Annotated in this window: 16 protein-coding genes; 5 read left to right on the top strand and 11 right to left on the bottom strand. The window is 62.7% G+C overall.

Going from position 1 to position 19,982, the window contains the following annotated elements:
- The 5 genes from ACIQ36_RS08745 to ACIQ36_RS08765 all read right to left on the bottom strand — a co-directional run.
- On the bottom strand, window positions 1-819 hold an 819-nt coding region (locus ACIQ36_RS08745), incomplete at its 3' end, for a CocE/NonD family hydrolase (RefSeq protein ID WP_395828297.1).
- Entirely contained in the window at window positions 816-1,796 is a 981-nt protein-coding gene (locus ACIQ36_RS08750; RefSeq protein WP_395828299.1) for an ABC transporter ATP-binding protein, read from the bottom strand. The genes ACIQ36_RS08745 and ACIQ36_RS08750, both read right to left, overlap by 4 nt.
- A complete protein-coding gene (locus ACIQ36_RS08755) occupies window positions 1,793-2,770 on the bottom strand; it encodes an ABC transporter ATP-binding protein (RefSeq protein ID WP_395828301.1) in 978 nt (325 codons plus the stop codon). Before ACIQ36_RS08755 ends, ACIQ36_RS08750 begins: the two co-directional genes overlap by 4 nt.
- A 4-nt stretch (window positions 2,771-2,774) precedes the next feature.
- Window positions 2,775-3,650 (bottom strand): ABC transporter permease, encoded by an 876-nt coding sequence (locus ACIQ36_RS08760; protein WP_395828303.1) that lies wholly within the window; start codon window positions 3,648-3,650, stop codon window positions 2,775-2,777.
- Window positions 3,650-4,624 carry an ABC transporter permease gene (locus tag ACIQ36_RS08765; protein ID WP_395828305.1) on the bottom strand — a complete coding sequence of 325 codons (975 nt, stop codon included), beginning with the start codon at window positions 4,622-4,624 and terminating at the stop codon, window positions 3,650-3,652. Before ACIQ36_RS08765 ends, ACIQ36_RS08760 begins: the two co-directional genes overlap by 1 nt.
- Before the next feature lie 149 nt (window positions 4,625-4,773).
- Between ACIQ36_RS08765 and ACIQ36_RS08770 the strand changes: the two genes are divergently transcribed.
- Window positions 4,774-5,712: a LysR substrate-binding domain-containing protein gene (locus ACIQ36_RS08770; RefSeq protein ID WP_395828307.1), complete on the top strand. Its 939-nt coding sequence runs from the start codon at window positions 4,774-4,776 to the stop codon at window positions 5,710-5,712.
- Window positions 5,713-5,759: 47 nt separating this feature from the next.
- Window positions 5,760-7,157: a class II fumarate hydratase gene (gene fumC, locus ACIQ36_RS08775; RefSeq protein WP_395828309.1), complete on the top strand. Its 1,398-nt coding sequence runs from the start codon at window positions 5,760-5,762 to the stop codon at window positions 7,155-7,157.
- Here fumC and ACIQ36_RS08780 read toward each other — a convergent pair.
- Window positions 7,154-8,005: an EamA family transporter gene (locus ACIQ36_RS08780; protein WP_395828311.1), complete on the bottom strand. Its 852-nt coding sequence runs from the start codon at window positions 8,003-8,005 to the stop codon at window positions 7,154-7,156. The two genes, fumC and ACIQ36_RS08780, sit on opposite strands and share 4 nt — an antisense overlap.
- An 80-nt stretch (window positions 8,006-8,085) precedes the next feature.
- On the opposite strand from ACIQ36_RS08780, the gene ACIQ36_RS08785 reads away from it, so the two are divergent.
- Window positions 8,086-8,580 (top strand): MarR family winged helix-turn-helix transcriptional regulator, encoded by a 495-nt coding sequence (locus tag ACIQ36_RS08785; protein WP_395828313.1) that lies wholly within the window; start codon window positions 8,086-8,088, stop codon window positions 8,578-8,580.
- A gap of 28 nt (window positions 8,581-8,608) precedes the next feature.
- Window positions 8,609-11,206, top strand: a complete 2,598-nt coding sequence (locus ACIQ36_RS08790) for a cation-translocating P-type ATPase (RefSeq protein ID WP_395828315.1) — start codon at window positions 8,609-8,611, stop codon at window positions 11,204-11,206.
- Here the strand turns inward: ACIQ36_RS08790 and rtcR are convergent.
- Window positions 11,172-12,782: an RNA repair transcriptional activator RtcR gene (gene rtcR, locus ACIQ36_RS08795; protein ID WP_395828317.1), complete on the bottom strand. Its 1,611-nt coding sequence runs from the start codon at window positions 12,780-12,782 to the stop codon at window positions 11,172-11,174. The two genes, ACIQ36_RS08790 and rtcR, sit on opposite strands and share 35 nt — an antisense overlap.
- Before the next feature lie 185 nt (window positions 12,783-12,967).
- On the opposite strand from rtcR, the gene ACIQ36_RS08800 reads away from it, so the two are divergent.
- Window positions 12,968-14,506 carry an RNA-binding protein gene (locus tag ACIQ36_RS08800; RefSeq protein WP_395828319.1) on the top strand — a complete coding sequence of 513 codons (1,539 nt, stop codon included), beginning with the start codon at window positions 12,968-12,970 and terminating at the stop codon, window positions 14,504-14,506.
- Between the two features lie 483 nt (window positions 14,507-14,989).
- Here ACIQ36_RS08800 and ACIQ36_RS08805 read toward each other — a convergent pair whose 3' ends face one another.
- The 4 genes from ACIQ36_RS08805 to ACIQ36_RS08820 all read right to left on the bottom strand — a co-directional run.
- The gene (locus tag ACIQ36_RS08805; RefSeq protein ID WP_395828321.1) at window positions 14,990-15,418 is read right to left on the bottom strand and encodes a hypothetical protein; all 429 of its coding nucleotides are present in this window, start codon (window positions 15,416-15,418) and stop codon (window positions 14,990-14,992) included.
- A 73-nt stretch (window positions 15,419-15,491) separates the two neighbouring features.
- Window positions 15,492-17,585, bottom strand: coding sequence for a hypothetical protein (locus ACIQ36_RS08810; protein ID WP_395828323.1), 2,094 nt, complete (start codon window positions 17,583-17,585; stop codon window positions 15,492-15,494).
- A gap of 231 nt (window positions 17,586-17,816) precedes the next feature.
- A complete protein-coding gene (locus ACIQ36_RS08815) occupies window positions 17,817-19,109 on the bottom strand; it encodes an adenylosuccinate synthase (RefSeq protein ID WP_395828325.1) in 1,293 nt (430 codons plus the stop codon).
- A partial coding sequence (locus ACIQ36_RS08820) for an ATP phosphoribosyltransferase regulatory subunit (protein WP_395828327.1) occupies window positions 19,106-19,982 on the bottom strand: 877 nt, incomplete at its 5' end. The genes ACIQ36_RS08815 and ACIQ36_RS08820, both read right to left, overlap by 4 nt.

Raw genomic sequence — 19,982 nt, forward strand, 5'->3', positions numbered from 1 at the left:
GCTTGAGATCAGCAGAATCGGAATATCCGGGATCGTATCCATATGGCCGAGGGCGTAAAGGCCGGGTTTCTGCCAGCTTTCATCGAAGCTTTCCGCCTGCCACTGGCTGAAGAAATACTCCTCATATTCGGGCACCCAGCGCAAGGGGCTGTGGCCGGGCTTCCAGGGCTGTCGGTGGAACCAGTCGGTGATATTTTCGGCGTCGAGGGCGGCGGCGATCAGCGGATCGGCCTTGGCGGTTCGGCTGAGGCGCGCGTGCTTAAACGCCCAGGTCGCCTGCTTCAACTCGAACGCGCCACCCTGGCGAATCCCGCCCTGATAGGCATTGGCGAAGCCGCCGCTATCGAGCAGCATCCCCACCAAACCGGGAGGATTGAGGCAGGCGAGGGCCATTTGCGCGTGGGCACCGTAGGACAGACCCCAGGTGGCGATTCGCCCGTCGCACCAGGGTTGCGCCACCGCCCAGGCGAGCGTATCGGCCCCATCGGCGGCCTCGCCGGTATATTTTCTAAAACTGCCTTCCGATGCATAGCGCCCCCGGCAATCCTGAATCGCCACCGCATAGCCCGCGCGGGCGAAATGGCAGGCGATATCGGCGCGCGGCATTGGCGTGCGATCAGCCACCGAGATTTCCGACAGCGGCGCTGCCGTCTTATCGTAAGGGGTGCGCTCCAGCAGTAGCGGCAGCGGCGTTTCGACCGCAACCCCCTCTTGCGCGGGCAAATAAAGATCGGTTGCCAGTCGCACGCCGTCGCGCATGGGAACCATTAGGTTCGACCAACGGAGAACCTGGCCCCCATCAAGAATATCGGGCGTCATGCGGCCTCCGCCAAATGGCAGGCGGCCTGATGGCCGGGGGCAAGGGTGCGCAAGGCGGGGGCTTCGGTGCGGCAGCGGTCGGTCGCCAGCGGGCAGCGCGGGTGAAAATGGCAACCGGGGGGCGGGTGCAGCGGCGAGGGAATCTCGCCCTTCACCGGCGCAAACACCTGCCGCCCGCCATCGACGCGCGGGATTTGCGACAGTAGCGCTTGCGCATAGGGGTGGCGGGGATTGGCGAATAGGTCTTCGGTCCGCGCCAGTTCCACCAACCGCCCGAGGTAGAGAATCGCCACCCGGTCGGCGATATGCTCCACCACGGCAAGATCATGGCTGATGAACAAATAGGTAAGCCCCCGCGCGGCGCGCAGATCCATGAACAGGTTCAGCACTTGCGCTTGAATGGACACATCAAGCGCCGCCACCGATTCATCGCACACCAGAAAATCGGGCTTCACCGCGAGCGCGCGGGCGATGCCGATGCGCTGGCGCTGGCCGCCGGAGAATTGATGCGGGTAGCGGTGGCGGAAATTGGGATCGAGCCCGACCTGATCCATCAGATCGACCACATAGGCTTCGAGGTCTCGCCGCGCCACGAGACCGTGATACAGGGCCGCCTCGCCGATGGCGTCGATCAGCTTCTTGCGCGGGTTGAGGGAGGACATTGGGTCTTGGAAAATCATCTGAATCCCAAGGCCCGATTTATCCGCCCCCACGGGCTTGCCGTGGTAGCGTACCGTACCTTCAGATAGCGGCATGATCCCGGCGGCGATGCGCCCCAAGGTGGATTTACCGCACCCGCTTTCCCCCACCAACCCAACGACTTCACCGGGTTGAACCGTGAGGGAGACGCTATCGAGGGCGTGAACGGTATTTTCCTCCACCGTCGCGCCCAGGCGGCGGGCGAGTTTACCGGCAAGATCGAGTTTATTTTCGAACCGCTTGGTAACACGCTCAATCTCTAAAATCGGGGCGGTCATAACGCCTCCAAAGCAACAGGATGAAAACAGGCGGCTTGGCGCTGCCCTGGGAAATCATTCAATGCGGGACGGGCGTCGCAGGCACCATCGGCCTGGGCGCAGCGGGGGGCGAAGGCGCAGCCTTTCGGCAGATCGATCAAGGCCGGGGTCATGCCGGAAATCTGCCGCAGCCGCTCGCCGCGCCGATTGCGCCCCGGCAGCGAGTGCAGCAGCCCTTCCGTATAGCGGTGCAGCGGCGAGGCGAGGGTGGCGTCGGTCGGACCGAGCTCCACGATTCGCCCGGCGTACATGACCGCGATGCGATCCGCGAGCCCGCCGACGACGCCGAGATCGTGACTGATCCAGATGAGCGCGGTTCCAGTGACGCGGCAAAGGTTTTGCACTTCGAACAGAATTTGCGCCTGAATGGTCACGTCCAGCGCGGTTGTCGGCTCATCGGCGATAATCAAATCGGGGTCGAGCAGCAGGGCAATGGCAATCGCCACCCGCTGCCGCATGCCGCCCGAAAGTTGGTGCGGGTAGCAGAGCAGCCGCTCGTCCGGCGACGGGATACCCACCTTCGCCAGCACCTCGCGGGACCGCGCGCGGGCGGCGTCGCGGCTCATGTCGCTATGGGCTTGCAGGGTTTCGATCATCTGCGTGTCGATGCGCAACACGGGGTTTAGCGTCATCATCGGGTCTTGAAAGATCATGGCGATGCGGTTGCCGCGCAATTGGCGCATCGCCTCAACGGGCAGCGTGAGCAGGTCTTGGCCGTTGAACAGCACTTTGCCGCCCGCAACCCGGCCCGGCGGCTCCACCAGCCCCAGAATGGAAAAGCCGGTAACGCTTTTGCCGGAGCCGCTTTCGCCGACCAGCCCGAGGATTTCGCCGCGCTGAAGATCGAACGAAACATGATCGACCGCGCGGGCCGGGCCTTTGGCCGTGGGGAATTCGGTCACGAGACCGCGAACGGAAAGAAGAGTTTCGCCCATCGCTCTAACGTCCTTGCAGGCGTGGGTTGAGGATCTCGCGCAGCCGGTCGCCCGCGATATTGATGCTGAAAATCAGCACCAGCAGCAGCACACCAGGGAAGACGGCGACCCAATATTTGCCGGTCAGCAGATGCTCATAGCCATTGGCAATCAGCAGCCCCAGCGACGGTTCGGTGATCGGCAAGCCAATGCCGAGGAAGGAGAGGGTGGCTTCCGTGGCAATCGCCGAGGCGATTTGCAGCGTCCCCACCACGATCACGGGCGGCAGGCAGTTGGGCAGTAAATGCCCGAGAATGATGCGGACCGGGCCTAAGCGCAGGCAGCGCGCGGCTTCGATGTAATCTTTCGAGCGTTCCACCAGGGCCGCCCCCCGGACGACGCGGGCAAAATAGGCCCATTGCACGAGGATCAGCGCGAAGATGAGCTTCACCACCCCCTGGCCGAGCATCGCCATAATCATCAACGCGATGAGAATGGTCGGGAAACTCAGCATGAAATCGACAAGGCGCATAATGATCGTCTCGGTGCGCCCGCCGACGTACCCCGCGATCAGGCCGAGGATCGTGCCGAAAGCGACGGCGACGACGCAGGCCGAAATGCCCACGGCAATGCTGGTGCGGAGCCCATACACCATCGTCGAGAGCATATCGCGGCCCTGGCCGTCGGCCCCGAGCAGCAGGGTAAAGCCTGCTTCGGCCTGTGCGCCGGGGGGGAGCATATTGTCGGCCATGCCCAGTTCGGCGAGATTATAGGGGTTCTGCGGCACGAGCGACGGGCCGAAGATTGCGGTCAGCAGCAGCAGGGCGACAATCGTGGCGGCGACCACGGCGAAGGGCGAGCCGGCGAACTGGCGGGCGACGCGGGCGATATTTCCGGCCATCAGCGTTTCTCCGCCAAGCGCACGCGCGGATCGAGCGCGGAATAGAGAATATCGACCAGAAGATTGATGGTGATGAACATGGCCACCACAACCATCAGGTAGGCGACCACCACGGGCCGGTCGAGCCTATAGATACTATCGATGATGAGCTTGCCCGAGCCCGGCCAGGCGAAAACGGTTTCGGTCACGGTGGCAAAGGCCACCAACTGCCCGAACTCAAGCCCCGTGACGGTCACGATGGGCACAAGGATATATTTCAGCACATGCACCCCGATAATACGGTTCTCCCGCAGGCCCTTGGCGCGGGCGAATTTCACGAAATCCAGCACCAGGGCTTCACGCACCCCGGCGCGGGTGAGGCGGATGAGGAGGGCGGTTTTAAACAGGGCAAGGTTGATCGCGGGCAAAATCAGGTGCCGCCAACCGTCCAGCGTGGCAAGGCTGGTCTTAATCCCGAAAATCTCGCCCAATTCGCCGCGCCCGTTGGAGGGCAACCAGCCGAGCAGCACGGCGAAAATCCACACCAGCATCATGCCTTGCCAGAAGCTCGGCAGGCTGAAGCCGAAAATCGAGCCCGTCACGATGGTGCGGTCCACCGGCCCATCGCCCTTCAGCCCCGCCCACAGCCCCAAGGGAATGCCAATACCGACCGCCAGAATCAGCGCAACGAACGCCAGTTCCAACGTTGCCGGGAGACGGTTGAGTATAAGGCTGATGGAGGGTTCGTTATAAACGAAGCTCCGGCCCAAATCGCCGTGCAGCGCGTTCCACAGGAAGGTGCCATATTGGGCATAAAGCGGCTTATCGAGCCCCAACATGGCAATCGCCTGGTCGCGCTCGGCGGCGCTGGCGTCGGGATCAATCAGCAGCAGGCTCGGATCGCCAACGCCATACAGGCCGATGAAAACGATCAGCGAGACCGCCAGGATAACGACGCTACTTTGCAGTAGCCGCCGAATGATGAAAACGAGCACGTTTTTCCGGCCCTTCTTTTATGACGATGGCGTGAGCCCCTGGGAAAGATTATTGCTCTCCCTATGCCGATGCGGAAATCGTTTGTTCTGATGCTCCCATTAGGGGAGATTATTCAGCACCGCCCTCAGGCTCTGTTTGGCGAGTTTTTATGGAAAACCTGACCCTTACCCTCCGGCACCTGCGGGTGTTCCGCTCGATTATGGCGACGGGCAGCGCGACCGCCGCCGCCGATAAGCTGGCGATTACGCAGCCCGCCGTGAGCCAGCAGTTGGCGCAGTTGGAGGAGGCGTTGGATTTGCGCCTGTTCGAGCGTAAGGCCGGGCGCCTGGTGGCAACCGATCAAGCGGTGGAACTGCACCGCGAGGTCGCCAATGCGTTTGATAGTATTGAGCGGATCGTTAATCTCGCCAGTCGCCTGCGGGCCGACGCGCCCTCGGTTTTGCGCATCGGCGCGCCCCATAGTTTGGGCTTTCAGGTTCTGCCGCAAATCTGCGGGGCCTTCAGCGCGCGCTATCCGGGGCTGGCTTTCGAGCATCAGGCCGGGCGCTATGAGGTTGTGGGCGGGCAGGTGGCGGCGGGGGCGCTCGACCTCGCCATTCTCAAGCGTCCGGTGTGCCATCCGGGAACGGAGATTCTGTGCAGTTTCGAAGCGCGCTCGGTCTGCATCATTCCGGCGAAACACCCGCTTGCTCAGCAAACGGGGGTTTTCGGGCCGGAGGATTTGAAGGATGCGCCGCTCGTCATGCTGCGGCGGGATAGCCCGTCGCGGCACCTGTTGGAGCAGGCGTTGCTTGCCGCTGGCGTGCGCCCGCGCGTCAAAGTGGAAGCGATGACGGTTGCCGCCTGCTGCGGTTTTGCGACGGCGGGCCTCGGCGTGGCCGTGGTGAATGAGTTGATGGCAATGCAGTTCGAAACGCCGGGCGTGGTGTTGCGCCCCTTCGAGATCGAGGGCGACCGGCAAGTCTTCGATCTGGTCACGCTGGCGGGAGTGCCGGTTTCTCCGCTAACTAGGGAGTTCGCCGACTTCATGGTCGCTTGGGTAGAAAAGACCTTAACGGCGTTCCGCAAACGCTTGACGGATGTTTAAGCCGCGTGCCTTGTAACCGCTCCCCGGTTTGAGAAAGGCGAAGAAGCATGGCAACGCGGATTGAAACCGATACTTTCGGCCCGATTGAGGTTGATGTCTCGGTCTATTGGGGGGCGCAGTCGCAACGGTCTATCGGCAATTTTAAGATCGGTTGGGAAACCCAGCCGGTTCCCGTGATCCGCGCCTTGGGCGTCATCAAACGCGCCGCCGCCGAAACCAATCACGCCCTGGGCAAGCTTGATGCGGGCCTGAAAGACGCCATCGTGTCGGCGGCCCAGGAGGTGATCGACGGGAAATTGGATGCGCATTTTCCGCTCGTCGTCTGGCAAACCGGCTCCGGCACGCAAACCAATATGAACGCCAATGAGGTGATTTCGAACCGGGCGATTGAAGCCTTGGGCGGGGTGATGGGCTCGAAAAAGCCGGTGCATCCCAACGATCATGTCAATATGAGCCAATCCTCCAACGATACCTACCCAACTGCCATGCATATCGCGGCGGCGGTGCAAACGGTTGAGCATCTGCTCCCCGCGCTGCGGCACCTGCACGCGGCTTTGGCGGAAAAAGCGGCCGCGTGGCAGGCGATTATCAAGATCGGTCGCACCCACACCCAGGACGCAACGCCGCTCACTCTGGGGCAGGAGTTTTCGGGTTACGCCCAGCAGATCGAAAACGGCATTTTCCGCATCGAGCAAACCTTGCCGCTGCTGATGCAATTGGCCCAGGGTGGCACGGCGGTTGGCACGGGGCTGAATGCGCCGGTCGGGTTTGCGGAAGGGGTGGCGGCACGGATCGCTGAGCTTACCGGCCTGTCGTTCACGACTGCACCGAATAAATTCGAAGCCCTCGCCGCGCACGACGCGTTGGTGATGACCCACGGCGCGCTGAATACGGTGGCGGCCAGCCTGTTTAAAATCGCCAATGATATTCGCTTCCTTGGCTCCGGCCCGCGCTCCGGCCTTGGTGAATTGGCGTTGCCGGAGAATGAACCCGGCTCCTCGATCATGCCCGGCAAGGTCAACCCAACCCAGTGCGAGGCGCTGACGATGGTCTGCTGCCAAGTCTTCGGCAATCAGGCGACGCTCACCTTTGCGGGCAGCCAGGGGCATTTCGAGTTGAACGTCTATAACCCCGTCATGGCCTATAATTTTCTTCAGTCGGTGCAATTGCTCGGCGATGCGGCGCGCTCTTTCACCGACCATTGCATTGTCGGCATTGTGCCGCGCACCGAGAATATCCAGGCGGCGCTCGAACGGTCGCTGATGCTGGTAACGGCGCTCGCCCCCAAGGTCGGCTATGATGCCGCCGCTAAAATCGCCAAAACCGCCCATCGCAACGGCACGACCTTGCGGGACGAGGCAGTCGGAGGCGGCTATGTGACCGATGCCGAGTTCGATGCGTTGGTGCGCCCGGAAAAGATGATCGCGCCCGATCCGCTCGCCTAGTTCTTCACGCTCAGGCGCTGATTGAGCCAAACGCTGCCCAAGACCACCGCCACCCCCGCCAGTTGCGCCGGGGTGAGCGCTTGGCCGAGCAGGCTCCAGCCCAGCAGCACAGCCATTAAGGGGCTAAGGAAGCCCAGCGGCGCGACGATCGAAGGTTTCAGCCGGGCGAGGCCCCGGAACCACAGAATATAGGTCAGCGCCGCGCCGATCAGGCCGAGGTAGGCGAAGCCGAGAAGGTTCCGGCCCGTCGGCAGGGGCAGGCCGGGTTCGAACAGCAACGCGAGGGGCACCAGCAGCAGCCCGCCCGCCGTGAGTTGCCAGGCGGTGAAAGTGAGGGCTGAGACGGGCGGTCGCCAATAGCGGCTAAAGACAGTGCCCGCCGCCATCGATAGCGCCCCGCCCAGCCCGGCGGCGATACCGATGGGGTCGAGGGCCGCTTGCGGCGTTAAGACCAGCAGGGCGACCCCGGCAATCCCGATCAGCCCGACGAGGACCGACAGGCCCCGCACCGGCGCTTTGAAGAAGAGCCGCTCCAGCCCAATCACGATCAACGGCTGAATCGCCCCTACCGTCGCCGCCACACCGCCCGGCAGCCGATAGGCGCTGACGAACAACAAGGCCCAGAAGATCGAAAAATTCAGCGCGCCGAGAATGAACACCCGGCCCCACCAAATCCCGCGCGGCAGGTGCCGCACGATCAGCAGCAGCAGGAGCCCCGCCGGGAGAGCCCGCAGGAGCGATACCCAGAGCGGATGATCGGGCGGCAGCAGTTGCGTGGTTACAATATAAGTGCTGCCCCAGATCGCCGGGGCGAGGGCAGTCAGGGCCAAGTCGGCACTGCGGGGCATGGCGGAGGCTCCTTTTATCTCGATATCAAGATAGTTTCAAATATCTTGACGTCAAGATAAATAATGGATCAACTGGCCCGATGGATCATGTCGATAAAATTCTGGCCCAATGGCGGGCCGAACGTCCCGACTTGGACGTAAGTGCGATGGGGCTTTTTGGCCGTATGGCGCGGTTAATGGGCCATTTACGCGGTGCGATTGACGCCAATCTGGCACAGCACGGGCTGACGGCGGCCAATTTCGACGTGCTCGCCACCCTGCGCCGCGCGGGGGCACCCTATGCTCTCTCGCCGGGCGATTTGCTGGCGACAATGATGATTACCTCCGGCACGCTGACAAGCCGGATCGATCAGCTAGAAAAAATGGGGCTGGTCGGGCGCACGGCCAACCCGCAGGACGGGCGTAGCGTGATCGTTAGCCTCACCCCGACTGGCTTCGCTCTCATCGAGGCGGCGGTAACGAGCCATGTGGCCACCCAATCGCGCTTAGTGGCGGGGCTCGCCGAGGCGGATTTTGCAACGCTGGATCGATTGATCGGCACCTATCTCGCGGAATTTGAGCAAGATCAATCATAGTGCCTTGGACTCCTGCTAGACTGGCAGGATGAGCCAAACGCCCCCAGTTTTTTTGCCCGCCGCCTCTTCCCAAACCCCCGAGGCGTGTCAAAGCGCGCTCTTCAGCCCGTCGGAAGGGCTGACGGCGGACGATGCCGCCCAGCGCTTGGTCGCGGTCGGCCCCAATCAACTGCCACAACCGCCGGGAAAACCCTTTTGGCGCGTCTTCCTCGCCCAGTTTATCAGCCCTTTTATCGCGCTTCTGGCGGGGGCGGCGGCGCTTGCGGTCTTTCTGGGGGACGTAACCGACGCCGGGTTTATCGTCTTTGTGCTCGTCACCAATGCCCTCATCGGCTCCATCCAGGAGTGGCGGGCCGAGCGGCAAACGAATGCCTTGCGCCACATGGTCGGCGGGCAGGCGGTGGTGATCCGCGACGGGCGCGAACAAACGCTCCCGGTGATCGATCTCGTCCCCGGCGACTGGGTGAAGCTCGAAACCGGCATGCGCGTGCCCGCCGATCTCAAACTGCTGACCGCGACCGGCTTGCAGGCCGATGAAAGCCTGCTCACGGGCGAATCGGTGGCCACATCCAAAGCCCCCGGCGTCGATGCGCCCGACGCGACCTTGGGCGACCGCGCCAGCCTGCTTTATGCCGGAAGCCTCGTGCAAACGGGCCGCGCGCTGGGGCTGGTGGTGGCGACGGCAGAAGCCACGGAAATCGGTAAAATCTCAGCCTCCTTGCGCTTAGCCCCGGCCCCGCAACCGCCGCTAACGGCGCGGCTTGCCCAGTTCACCCGCGTCTTCGGCCTCGCCATTCTCGGGGTGATCGCCCTGATCGCGCTGGTGGAAACCCTGCGCGGCGCGCCCTTGATCGAAGTCATGGTGGTTGCAATTGCGCTGGCGGTTTCGGCCATTCCCGAAGGTTTGCCGGTGGCGATTACCGTCGCCCTCTCCCTCAGCGTGCGGCGAATGGCGGCGCGCAATGTGATCGTTCGGGCGCTGCCTGCCGTCGAGGGGCTGGGGTCGGCCACCCTCATCGCCTCCGACAAAACCGGCACGCTGACCCTGAACGAGTTGAGCGTGGGCGAGGTGGTGACGGCGGAGGGCGTTTCAGAGACCGATCTTGCGACCCTCGCCCGCCATTGCACCGATGCATCGCTCGGCCCGGATCGTGCGAATCGCCGCGCTGGGGCGGTCGGCGATGCCGTGGATGTGGCGTTACTGGCCTGGTCTGAAACGCTCACTGGCGAGGCTTCCGGCCCCGATCATGGCTTTAGCGCCTCGGCGGTGGTTGCAACCTTACCCTATGAATCCGAACGGAAATTTGCGGCGGTGCTGCGCGACAAGGCCGGGGCGGGGCAGGTGATCGTCAAAGGCGCGCTTGAAACCCTGCTGAGTTTTTGCCCCGAGAGCGATGCGGCTTACTGGTCGCGCGAATCAGATCGGTTAGCCGCCGAGGGCTATAAAGTTATTGCCGTCGCGGAAGGGGAGGGCGCGCCCAATGGGCCGTTGGAGGCCGCGCATCTGGCGCAAAATCGCCTCGTCGGCCTGATCGGGCTTATCGATCCGCCCCGGCCCGATGCGGCGGGCGCGATTGCAACCGCCCGTGCCGGGGGAATCGATGTGCGCATGATTACCGGCGATCACCCGCTGACGGCGCTTGCCATCGCCCGCCGCCTGGGGCTCGCCGAGGCGGACAGCGAGGTTGTGACGGGGTCCGCTTTGACCGCGATGGAAACGGCGGATTTCGATGCAACCGTCGCACGGGCGAAAGTGTTCGCCCGCATTGAGCCGCTGCAGAAGCTCGAAATCGTCGAGGCTTTGCGCCGTTTGGGCCATCAGGTGGCCGTAACGGGGGACGGGGTGAATGATGCGCCCGCCTTGCGCGCTGCCGATATTGGTATCGCCATGGGCCGTAACGGCACCGATGTGGCGCGCGAAGCCGCCGATCTGGTGCTCGTCGATGATCGTTTCGCCACCATCCTGAATGGCATCGCCGAAGGCCGCGTGGCCTATGATAATGTTCGCAAAATCATCCAGTTGTCCGTTTCGACCGGCGTGGCCGAAGTGCTGCTGTTCGTGCTGGCAACCGCAACCAACACGCCGCCGCCACTGACGGCGGTGCAATTGCTCTGGCTCAATCTGGTCAGCAATGGCATTCAAGACGTGGCCCTAGCCTTCGAAAAAGGCGCGCCGGATATTCTAAACCGCCGCCCGCGTCCGCCCGGCGAGGCTTTGTTCGATCCGCTGATGATTACGCAGGTCAGCCTCTCGGGCCTGTGGATTGGCGGTGTGGCGTTTGCCACCTATCAGCTTCTCTTGAATTTAGGGGCCAGCCCGGCGCTGGCCCAAACTAACTTGCTGTGGCTGATGCTGTGCTTCGAAAACGCCCATTGCCTCAATAGCCGCTCGGAGCGCCGCTCGGTTCTGGCGATCCCCTTCGCCAGTAACCCTGTGCTGCTTTTGGGCATTCTCGGCACGCAGATCTTGCAGATCGGGGCGGGATTGGTGCCCTGGTCGCGCGATCTTCTCGGGCTCCAGCCCCTGCCGTTCGGCGAATGGTTGCTGATGGCCGCGATTGGTTTTTCGGTGATCCCGCTGATGGAAGCCTTTAAGGCCCTGGTGGTGCGGCCCCGCCGCTGGTGATCCGCACCCAATCGAGCCCGAAGCGCGCGAGATATTTGCGTAGGCGGTCCGCGTCATTGGTGCTGCGCCGCTGGCTGCGCGAAGCGGAAAAGAGGGTGCGCCCCGCGTCGGACGCGCTGCGCGCCGCCCGGCAGACGCGCACAACTTCGGCCAATTGAACCCGGTCGAATAAATCCAGGGCATCGGGGCCAAAGCCGAGGGCGCTTAAAGAATCCTCCGCAGCCCCCCCGCCGCTGCCGTGCCATAGGGTGGTTAACCGCAGAATTTCCGCCTCCACGGTTTCAAGATCGATCCGTCCTGAGGGGGCGAGGGTTCCCATCCGCGTTAGGCTTGCGGCAAGGTCCCGAAAATTACCGGTCCAGCGCGCCCCGTCCGACAGGGCAAAGCGCAGGTAGCGCGCTTCCGCCTCTCGGGTAAAGCGCAGGCTGCGGCCCTCGCGCTCGGCGAACCGCGTTACCTCATAGGCCAAATTGGGTTCGATATCCTCGCGCCGGTCGGCAAGGCCGGGCAGGCGGAAGGTCCAGAGATTGAGGCGGGCATAGAGATCCTCGCGGAACCGCCCGGCGGCAACGGCGGCCCCCAAATCGCGGTTGGTCCCGGCGATCAATTGAAACTCCGAACCAACTTCGAGATCGGCCCCGACGGGCAGAAAGCGTTTTTCCTCCAGCGCGCGCAGCATCATGGCCTGCTCGTCCAGCCCGAGTTCGCCGATCTCATCCAGAAACAGCAAGCCCTTATCGGCAGTGCGCAGCAGGCCGGGGCGGTCTTGGATGGCTCCCGTGAAGGCCCCGCGCCGATGCCCGAACAGGGCGGACATCGCCCCATCGCCGCGCAACGTGGCGCAATTCACCTCAACAAAAGCGCCGGAAACCTGATGTTTCAGCTTTTTAAGGGCATAGATGCGGCGGGCGAGTTGGGTTTTGCCCGCCCCGGTCGGCCCCGTCAGCAGGATGGGGGCGCGGCTGCCCAGCACAACGGTTTCAATATCGGCAATCAGCCGATTGAAGGCCGGGTTGCGCGTGGCAATGCCGGACTTCAGGAAGGAGGCATCGGCCTGCGCCGCCTCGGCAAAGCGGCGGGCGATGCTGTCGTACTGCGACAGATCAAGGTCGATGGCTGTCCATCCGCCGCGCCCGCCCCCGCGGCCATCGGTATCGGGAAAGGTCTGCGCCAAGCGCCCCGGCATAAACCGCGCCTCGGTTAGAAGGAACAGGCAGATCTGCGCAACATGGGTTCCGGTTGTAATGTGGATTAAATAATCTTCCTGATCGGGCTGGAAAGGATAGGCGTGGGCGAAATCTAGCAGCCGCCCATAGACTTCCTCAAAATTCCACGGATCCTCGAAATCCAGACAGCGCAGATCAACCCGCGTTTCCGGTGAAACCTCGGCGATATCCGCAACAACTTGGTTTGCCAGGGCGGTATGGGGCGTTCGATAGAGAAGAACCAGCCGGTCCACCCGCAGATCGGGCTGCTGGCAAAGGCCGATGGTGGGACGCCAGCGGGACCAGCGGGTTCCGCCGCGCGCGTCCAAATTGGACCCCAGAAAGCCGATGACGCAGGTAGGGCGAGACATGATTATCTTATACTATAAGATACGATAAATTTATATCGTAAATTTCAAACCCCGGCACCGCCCGGTATCGTCCGCCGATAAAATAATACTATACAAAACAATGGTTTATAGAATTCTGGGGGTGAGTCTCGGGGGTTGGCACGCCGCCTGCAATTCTCATCACATTCGTGAGACAGGAGGTTCCGATGGCCAATCCCCAGCTTTTTGCCCCGGCTCTGCCGACAGGGCTTTCGCGTAACCAGGAAGGGGCGCTGGCCTACGCCTATGGGGCGGAGCATCTTCTGGCGCAGATGGCCTGCACGGGCACGCTCTATGATGGTTTCTACGGCAAGGCGGAGGATCAGCTTACGGCGGTTCTCGCGGCGGCGGCGCAGGTCGATCCGATCTTTGTGGCGCAGACGGCGATTTACGCCCGCCATACGGCTCGGATGAAGGATATGCCAGCCCTGTTGACGGCCTATCTCACGCGCGCCGCGCCGGATTTGTCGGTTCCGGTGTTTCGCGCCGTCATCGATAGCGGGCGGATGCTGCGGACCTTCGTTCAGATCGTCCGTTCGGGCCGGGCGGGGCGTAAATCCTTCGGCACCCGTCCGAAACGGTTGGTGCAGCGCTGGCTGGAGGAAGCTCCCCTGCTGGTTTTGCTTCAGGCGGCGACAGGGAAAGACCCGTCCTTGGCCGATATCGTGCGGCTGGTGCATCCACGCCCCGCCGATGCTTCGCGGCGCGCCTTTTACGGGTGGCTCATCGGCAGACCCTATGATCTTGCCGCGCTTCCGTCCGAGGTTGCCGCTTTTGAAGCTTGGAAGCGCGACCCGAGACTGCCGCTGCCGCCGGTTCCTTTTGAATGGTTGACCCATTTCCCGTTGAACGGCGTGCAATGGTCCGAGCTTACCGACCGCATGGGCTGGAACGGCTTGCGGATGAACCTGAACAGTTTGGTTCGGCACAAAGCGTTTCTCGTCCCCGGCTTAACGGAGCGGGTGGCGGCGCGGATGGGTGATCTTACCGAAGCGCGCCGGGCAAAGCTCATGCCCCATCAGGCGCTCGGGGCCTTGCTCGCGCTCGTTCCCGCTGTACCCGAGCCGGTTCGGGCGGCGCTTGCCAAGGTGTTGGAGGAATCGCTGGCCGAGGCGCCAACCCTGCTAGGGCGGATCGTTATTTGCCCGGATGTATCGCCCTCGATGGAGGCCCCGGTAACGGGGAACCGCCAGTCGGCCAGCACAAAGCTGCTCTGCCGAGACGCGGCGGCGCTGCTGACGGTAGCCTTGTGGCGGAAGAATCCTGAGGCGGGGGTGCTTGCCTTCGATTTGGGCGTTCAGCCGATTTCGCTCGATCCGCAGGTGGATTTTCAGGCCAATCATGCGCGTTTAGCGGGACTGCGGGGCAATGGGACGGCGATTTCCGCGCCGGTGCGGGCTTTGGTGGAACTGCGGGCGTCGGTCGATCTGGTGATTCTCCTATCGGATAACCAGTCGTGGGCCGATGCGCCGCAGCCGGAACGGACCGCTTTGCTCGCGGCGTGGGACGAGGTGAAGGCGCGTAATCCAACAGCGCGAATGATCTGTATCGATCTTCAGGCGCTTGGGACGAGCCAGGCCCCGGAGCGCGCCGATATTCTTAACCTCGGCGGCTATACCGACGGAATTTTTCCGGCGATCCAGCGGTTTGTCGGCGGCGGCCCAAGCACCGACTGGGTGAGTTTGATTAAGGAGGTAAAACTTTAGGGCCTCTCAAGTTTGCAAGGAGGCTCTAAAACAGCGGGCGAATATGGATTGGGGTCCTGGGATTGTGACCAGTTTGGCCGGGGGCGTGGGGGCTGTTGCCATCCCGCACTCAAGACCAGACCCACATTTCCTCAATCTACCCCTCGTCGCCTGCGGTGGGGTGAGACGAATGTCTGCCGGGTTCCTTGGGAGAGCAGCCGCCCCAAAAAACGGGCGGAAGGGTGTCGGTTCAAGTCCGGCCCCCGGAAACGGGGAAGCTCATAGACTCGGCTAAATTTTGTCGTCTTGCCTCGGTGTGTGGTGCGCGAATGCCGCCTGCGTTCCTGGTACAGCAGCCCCCGTTTGCGGGGGAAGGTGTCGGTTCGAGCCCGACTCTTGGAAACGAGAAAGCTGTTACGTAGGTTTATATCGTCGCGCACCGCCCCGCCAAAACGGAAAACCCCCGCCGGACCACGGTCCGGCGGGGGTTTTTCACATCAGAGCTTAGAACTCTTCGGCGCGCGGCGGAATAATATCCGGGCCCCATTCTTCCACCAGGGTTTCTTGCCGCTTTTGCAGCGACGAGATTTCCTGACGGTCGCGGAAGGCAGTCATGCGCAACACGAGTTCGGGCGTCCAGGAAAAAACCAACCAACCGATAGCCGCGGCCCCATAAATGACCAACCAGGAGAAAGGGTTGATCATAATATGTTGAAGCGCAATGCCGGTTTGACCGTCGACAAACAGCTTCACCACCCACGGCACAAGACCGCAGAGATTGAACCCGCCGACGCAGTAAGCCGCGTATTTTTCTGGGCGACGATCAATGATCAGGGCCACCAAGGTCGGTAGCATGCCGAGCGTCACCAAAATGGCAACTTTCCAGGCAAACACCATCAGGATCGGCACGATGATCCAGGCGAGAAGCGCCACCGAAGAGGGTTTTCTTTTTTGCCCGCGGCTTAGGCCTGGGCGTCGCAGCATATCAGCCATCGGAACAGCCCCTTTACATCATCGTCGCAAAAATCGTGACGGCGGTCACGACACTGACCAGCAACCCACCGATCGCCGCCGCCAATTGTTCGCCAAAATGACGGGATTCGTCATCGCGGCGCGGCTTTTCGGTTTCGAACTGCTTCAGTTGATATTCAATAGCGCGATATTCCGAGGCGGCTTCGTTGAAGCCCCGCGTATCGGCAGCCCGTTCCGCCTCGTCATCGACGACCGACAGAAGTTCGGACATCTGCCCATCCATCGCCGCACGCCGCACCCGCTCGCCAATCTTTTCGCGGCGTTTACGGTGGTGGAAGGAGCCGACGACCCCGCCCAACATGCCCGCCATCCACTGCGCTAAGGCCGGGGCCGGGCCGCTATTCGTCTGATCTTGAACGGAGGCAAGCAGGCGCAAGGTTGCAAGCGACCGTGTGGCCATGTCGGGATTTTGCAATGACTTCACAACGTCTTCGTTCATCCGCCGCGCGCGGGCGGCGATGAAGGCAACGATATGGCGATCAAGCGGTGTATCCGGCCGATTGTTGCGCCGAGCCATGCGCTCCAATGCCGGAACGATATGGGCGAGATCGGCGACATAATCCCGTTCGAAGATCGGGCTATGACAGTGCTCGCCGGGGTTCAACTCATAAAGGCAGCGCTCGACCCCATAGCCAATGGCGGGATTATCGATCATCGCCGGCAGCCGATCGAGCAGTTGCACCGCGCGTAAGTCTTCTGGGCGGGGCTTGGCTTGGGCCGAAATCCAATGGATCGGAAGGCGCGACGAAATCACTTCCCCGATCAACTGGCGCCGCTCGCGGTGGTTAATTGACGATGCAAGCGCAGGCCCGATGCCATCGACGCTGAGGCCGAAGCCGCGATACCGGATCGGGGCGGCGGGATCGAGCGGCACGCATGCCCGCGCCACCAGCCGGTCTTCCGACCCGCGTCCGGCGCTAATGTGATTAGCGGTGGAGGAAACCGCCTGCTGCATCGCTTCGGCGCGCGGCTCGTCGTTCAGGCTGCGGCGCAACCAAGCGTCGAGTTGCTTCGAGCGCACGACGGTGACGGCGTTGATGTAATCCTTCGCCAAAGCATTGGCGAGGCTGCGCGTGTTGAAATATTCAACCTCGTTGAACACGAATGGCCGCGAGGCGCGCTGCGGCAGCTTGGGCTGCTTCGGCGATTGCCGCCGCCCGGCAAGCCACATATCGAGATCTTGCAGTGTCCAGCGCTCGCGCGGATCGTCGGTGAGCAGACCGCGCAGCGGCTCCATCAGCGATAGGGGCAAGCGGGCTTGACCAACCAGCGTTGCATAGGTGCCGAACTCGATCTTATTGGCCAGAATGCGTTCGTCGTCGAGATCCGAAACCGGATTGCGGCCCAAGATCAAGAACAGCATCGTTATGCCCAAGGCATAAAGATCGTTGGTATTATTGCCGTTACCGCGCGCTGTGGGGTGCGCCATCGCGCTTTCGATAGTTTCGAAAACGGCGGGCTGATCATAGGCGGGTGGTGACGAGACGCATTCGCCCAAGACCATCGAGCGGCGGCCGGCGTCGGCGTAGAAAACATTGTCAGGGCGAATGGCGCGGTGCGACAGCATCCGGCCCGTGAACTCGCGGATCGTCGGCAGCAGCGGCGTCAAGAAACCTGCAATCAGGTCTTCTTCTTGGACCGGCGGTTGCGGCACGGCGAGGTCTGGGAAAACCCGAACACCGCCCGGCCGCTCCAGAACAATCACAAACCGATAGCGTTTTTCCGGCGGCCAGTAGATTTTGCCCCATTCGGCGAGTTTCAGCATGCCGGGCACGCTGAAATTCCGCATGGCTTCCAGCATTTCCGTGCGCGCCGGCATATCGGCAGGCGGCAACAGCGCAAAGAAGGGGCGTGCGGTATCGGCCTTCAATTGGGCGTGGAACGCAATCGAATCGCCTGAGTCAAGCTGGGGCAGCGCCTGATCCGAATAGATCAAAAAGCGTTGCTTCAGCTCGACAACCGCGTCCGAGCGTCCTTCCGTTTCCTCGTCTCGTTCCTCTACAGGGGCGGGTTCGACCGCGCCTGCGGGGTTTTCGAGATCAAGCATTTCCGACTCAGCCAAATCCATCGTGTGCCACTCATTCTGAGAGGCGGCCGACGGCGATAACCGTCCGCGTGCCACATTCTGCCATCACGGCCATCCTAATTTCCCTCAAAGCATTTCGCGGGGACTAGGTAGACCCGTGCGACCCTATTCTGTGTGGAATCGCTGAAGGTTCCAACAAGTTTTTCGTGTCAGACTGTATTACCTAAAATCCGACACGAAACAAAGGCTTACAGAGGGGGCTTATCGTAGCGTTTACGGATGGAACGGATCGCGTACCAAAATCGTATCGTCGCGCTCGGGGCTGGTGGACAGCAAGGCGACCGGCGCTTCGATTAACTCTTCCAGGCGACGGATATATTTAATTGCCGTCGCAGGCAGATCGGCCCACGAACGCGCGCCTTGGGTACTTTCCGCCCAACCTTCGAGGGTTTCATAGATCGGTTCAACCCGCGCCTGGGCGCTGGCGAGCGCCGGGAGATAGTCGAGCTCCTCCCCATCCAGCCGGTAGCCAGTGCAGATTTTGAGTTCGTCAAACCCATCCAGCACGTCCAGCTTCGTCAGCGCGATGCCGGTGATGCCGCCCACTTTGATGGCTTGGCGTACCATGACCGCATCGAACCAGCCGCAGCGGCGCTTGCGCCCCGTGACGACGCCGAACTCCTTACCCGTTGCGCCGATCCGCTCGCCGATTTCATCGGTGAGTTCGGTCGGGAACGGTCCGGAGCCAACGCGGGTGGTATAGGCTTTGGTGATGCCGAGCACATAGGATAGCGCCGACGGCCCGAGGCCCGACCCGGCAGCCGCTTGGCCCGCGACGGTGTTGGAGGAAGTCACGAAGGGGTAGGTTCCGTGATCCACGTCCAGCATCGCCCCTTGCGCGCCCTCGAACAGAATGCGCTTGTCGGCCTTATGGGCGGCGTCGAGCAAGCGCCACACCGGCCCGGCGAAGGGCAGCAGGCGCGGGGCGAGATCGAGAAGCTGCTGAAGCATCTCGGCTTTTTCCATCTCCGGCGCGCCCAGGCCGCGTAAGAGCGCGTTGTGATGGGCGAGCAGCCGGTCGAGCTTCTGCCCCAGTTCTGCCGGATCGGCGAGATCGCAGACGCGGATCGCGCGGCGCGCAACCTTATCTTCATAGGCCGGGCCAATACCGCGCCCGGTTGTGCCGATTTTGGATGCGCCGCTCGCCTCTTCCCGCGCCCGGTCGGTCGCGCCGTGCAGCGGCAGAATGAGGGCCGCATTATCGGCGACACGCAGGTTTTCCGGCGTTAGTTTCACGCCTTGGGCGGCAATCCGTTCGATTTCGGCAAGCAAAGCCCAGGGATCGATCACAACACCATTGCCGATGACTGAAAGCTTGCCCTGGCGCACCACGCCCGAGGGCAGCAGCGAGAGCTTATAAACCGTTCCGTCGATGACCAGCGTGTGACCGGCGTTATGACCGCCCTGGAACCGCACGACCACATCGGCGCGTTCCGACAGCCAATCGACGATCTTGCCCTTACCCTCGTCCCCCCACTGGGAGCCGACTACAACAACGTGGCTCATGCGCGTTCCTCAAGCTCGATAATGCGACCGCCCCGGAAAATTGCGTGGCAGTTTAGGCGCTTTGCGGTTTCGTCAACCGCTTCCAACGGGTCAAGCCCGGCAATTGTCACCCAGCCGTCGGCGCGGGCGCTGCGGCCCACATCGACCGGCGTTCCAGCGGGTAAATACAGGCGCTTGCGCGGCGGCGGTGCGGGCACGGCGGGCAGGATCGCGTCCATATAGAGCGTGACGCCGGTCGAAGCCTCGTTTTGCTCGGGACCCGCCTGATAGCGCCCACCGCGCCCAAGTTCGCCGCGCACTTGCCGGGCGAAGAGCGTGAAGCCGACGCCCGTATGATATTCGAACCCGCGCCCTTCGATGGGATCGATCGTTAGCCCCACCTGCGGCACTTGGTGCAGCAGCGCGGTTGCCACATCGGCCAAATCTTGGCGCAGGGGCTGGACGGCATCGGGCAGATCGAGCGAGGTCAGCAGCATCAACGCGGCGCGGGCCGGGCCGGTGGCGGCCAGCAACCCGGTCAGAAGATCCGCGAGCGGCCCGGCTTGCGCGGCAGCGGCAGCGGCGTCTTTCCGATCCAACGCATCGCGCACGGCCTGGCGCTGGCCTGCGGGCAGGGCGTAAAGCTCGAAGAGTTTCGGCACCAGGGCGGCAACGGTGAGATCGACCGTAAGCCCGGCAACGCCAAGGCCGCTCAACCCCTCCAGCGCGCAGCGGATCACCTCCACATCGGCGGCGACCGAGGCGGCTCCGATAAGTTCAATCCCGACTTGGGTAAACTGGCGCTGCGGCTGCAACTGGCTACCCTTCACCCGCAGCACGTCCCCGGCATAGGCGAGGCGAAGCGGGCGCGGGCGGTGGGCAAGGCGGCTGGTG

The sequence above is a fragment of the Elstera sp. genome (assembly GCF_044372965.1).
Classification (GTDB): domain Bacteria; phylum Pseudomonadota; class Alphaproteobacteria; order Elsterales; family Elsteraceae; genus Elstera.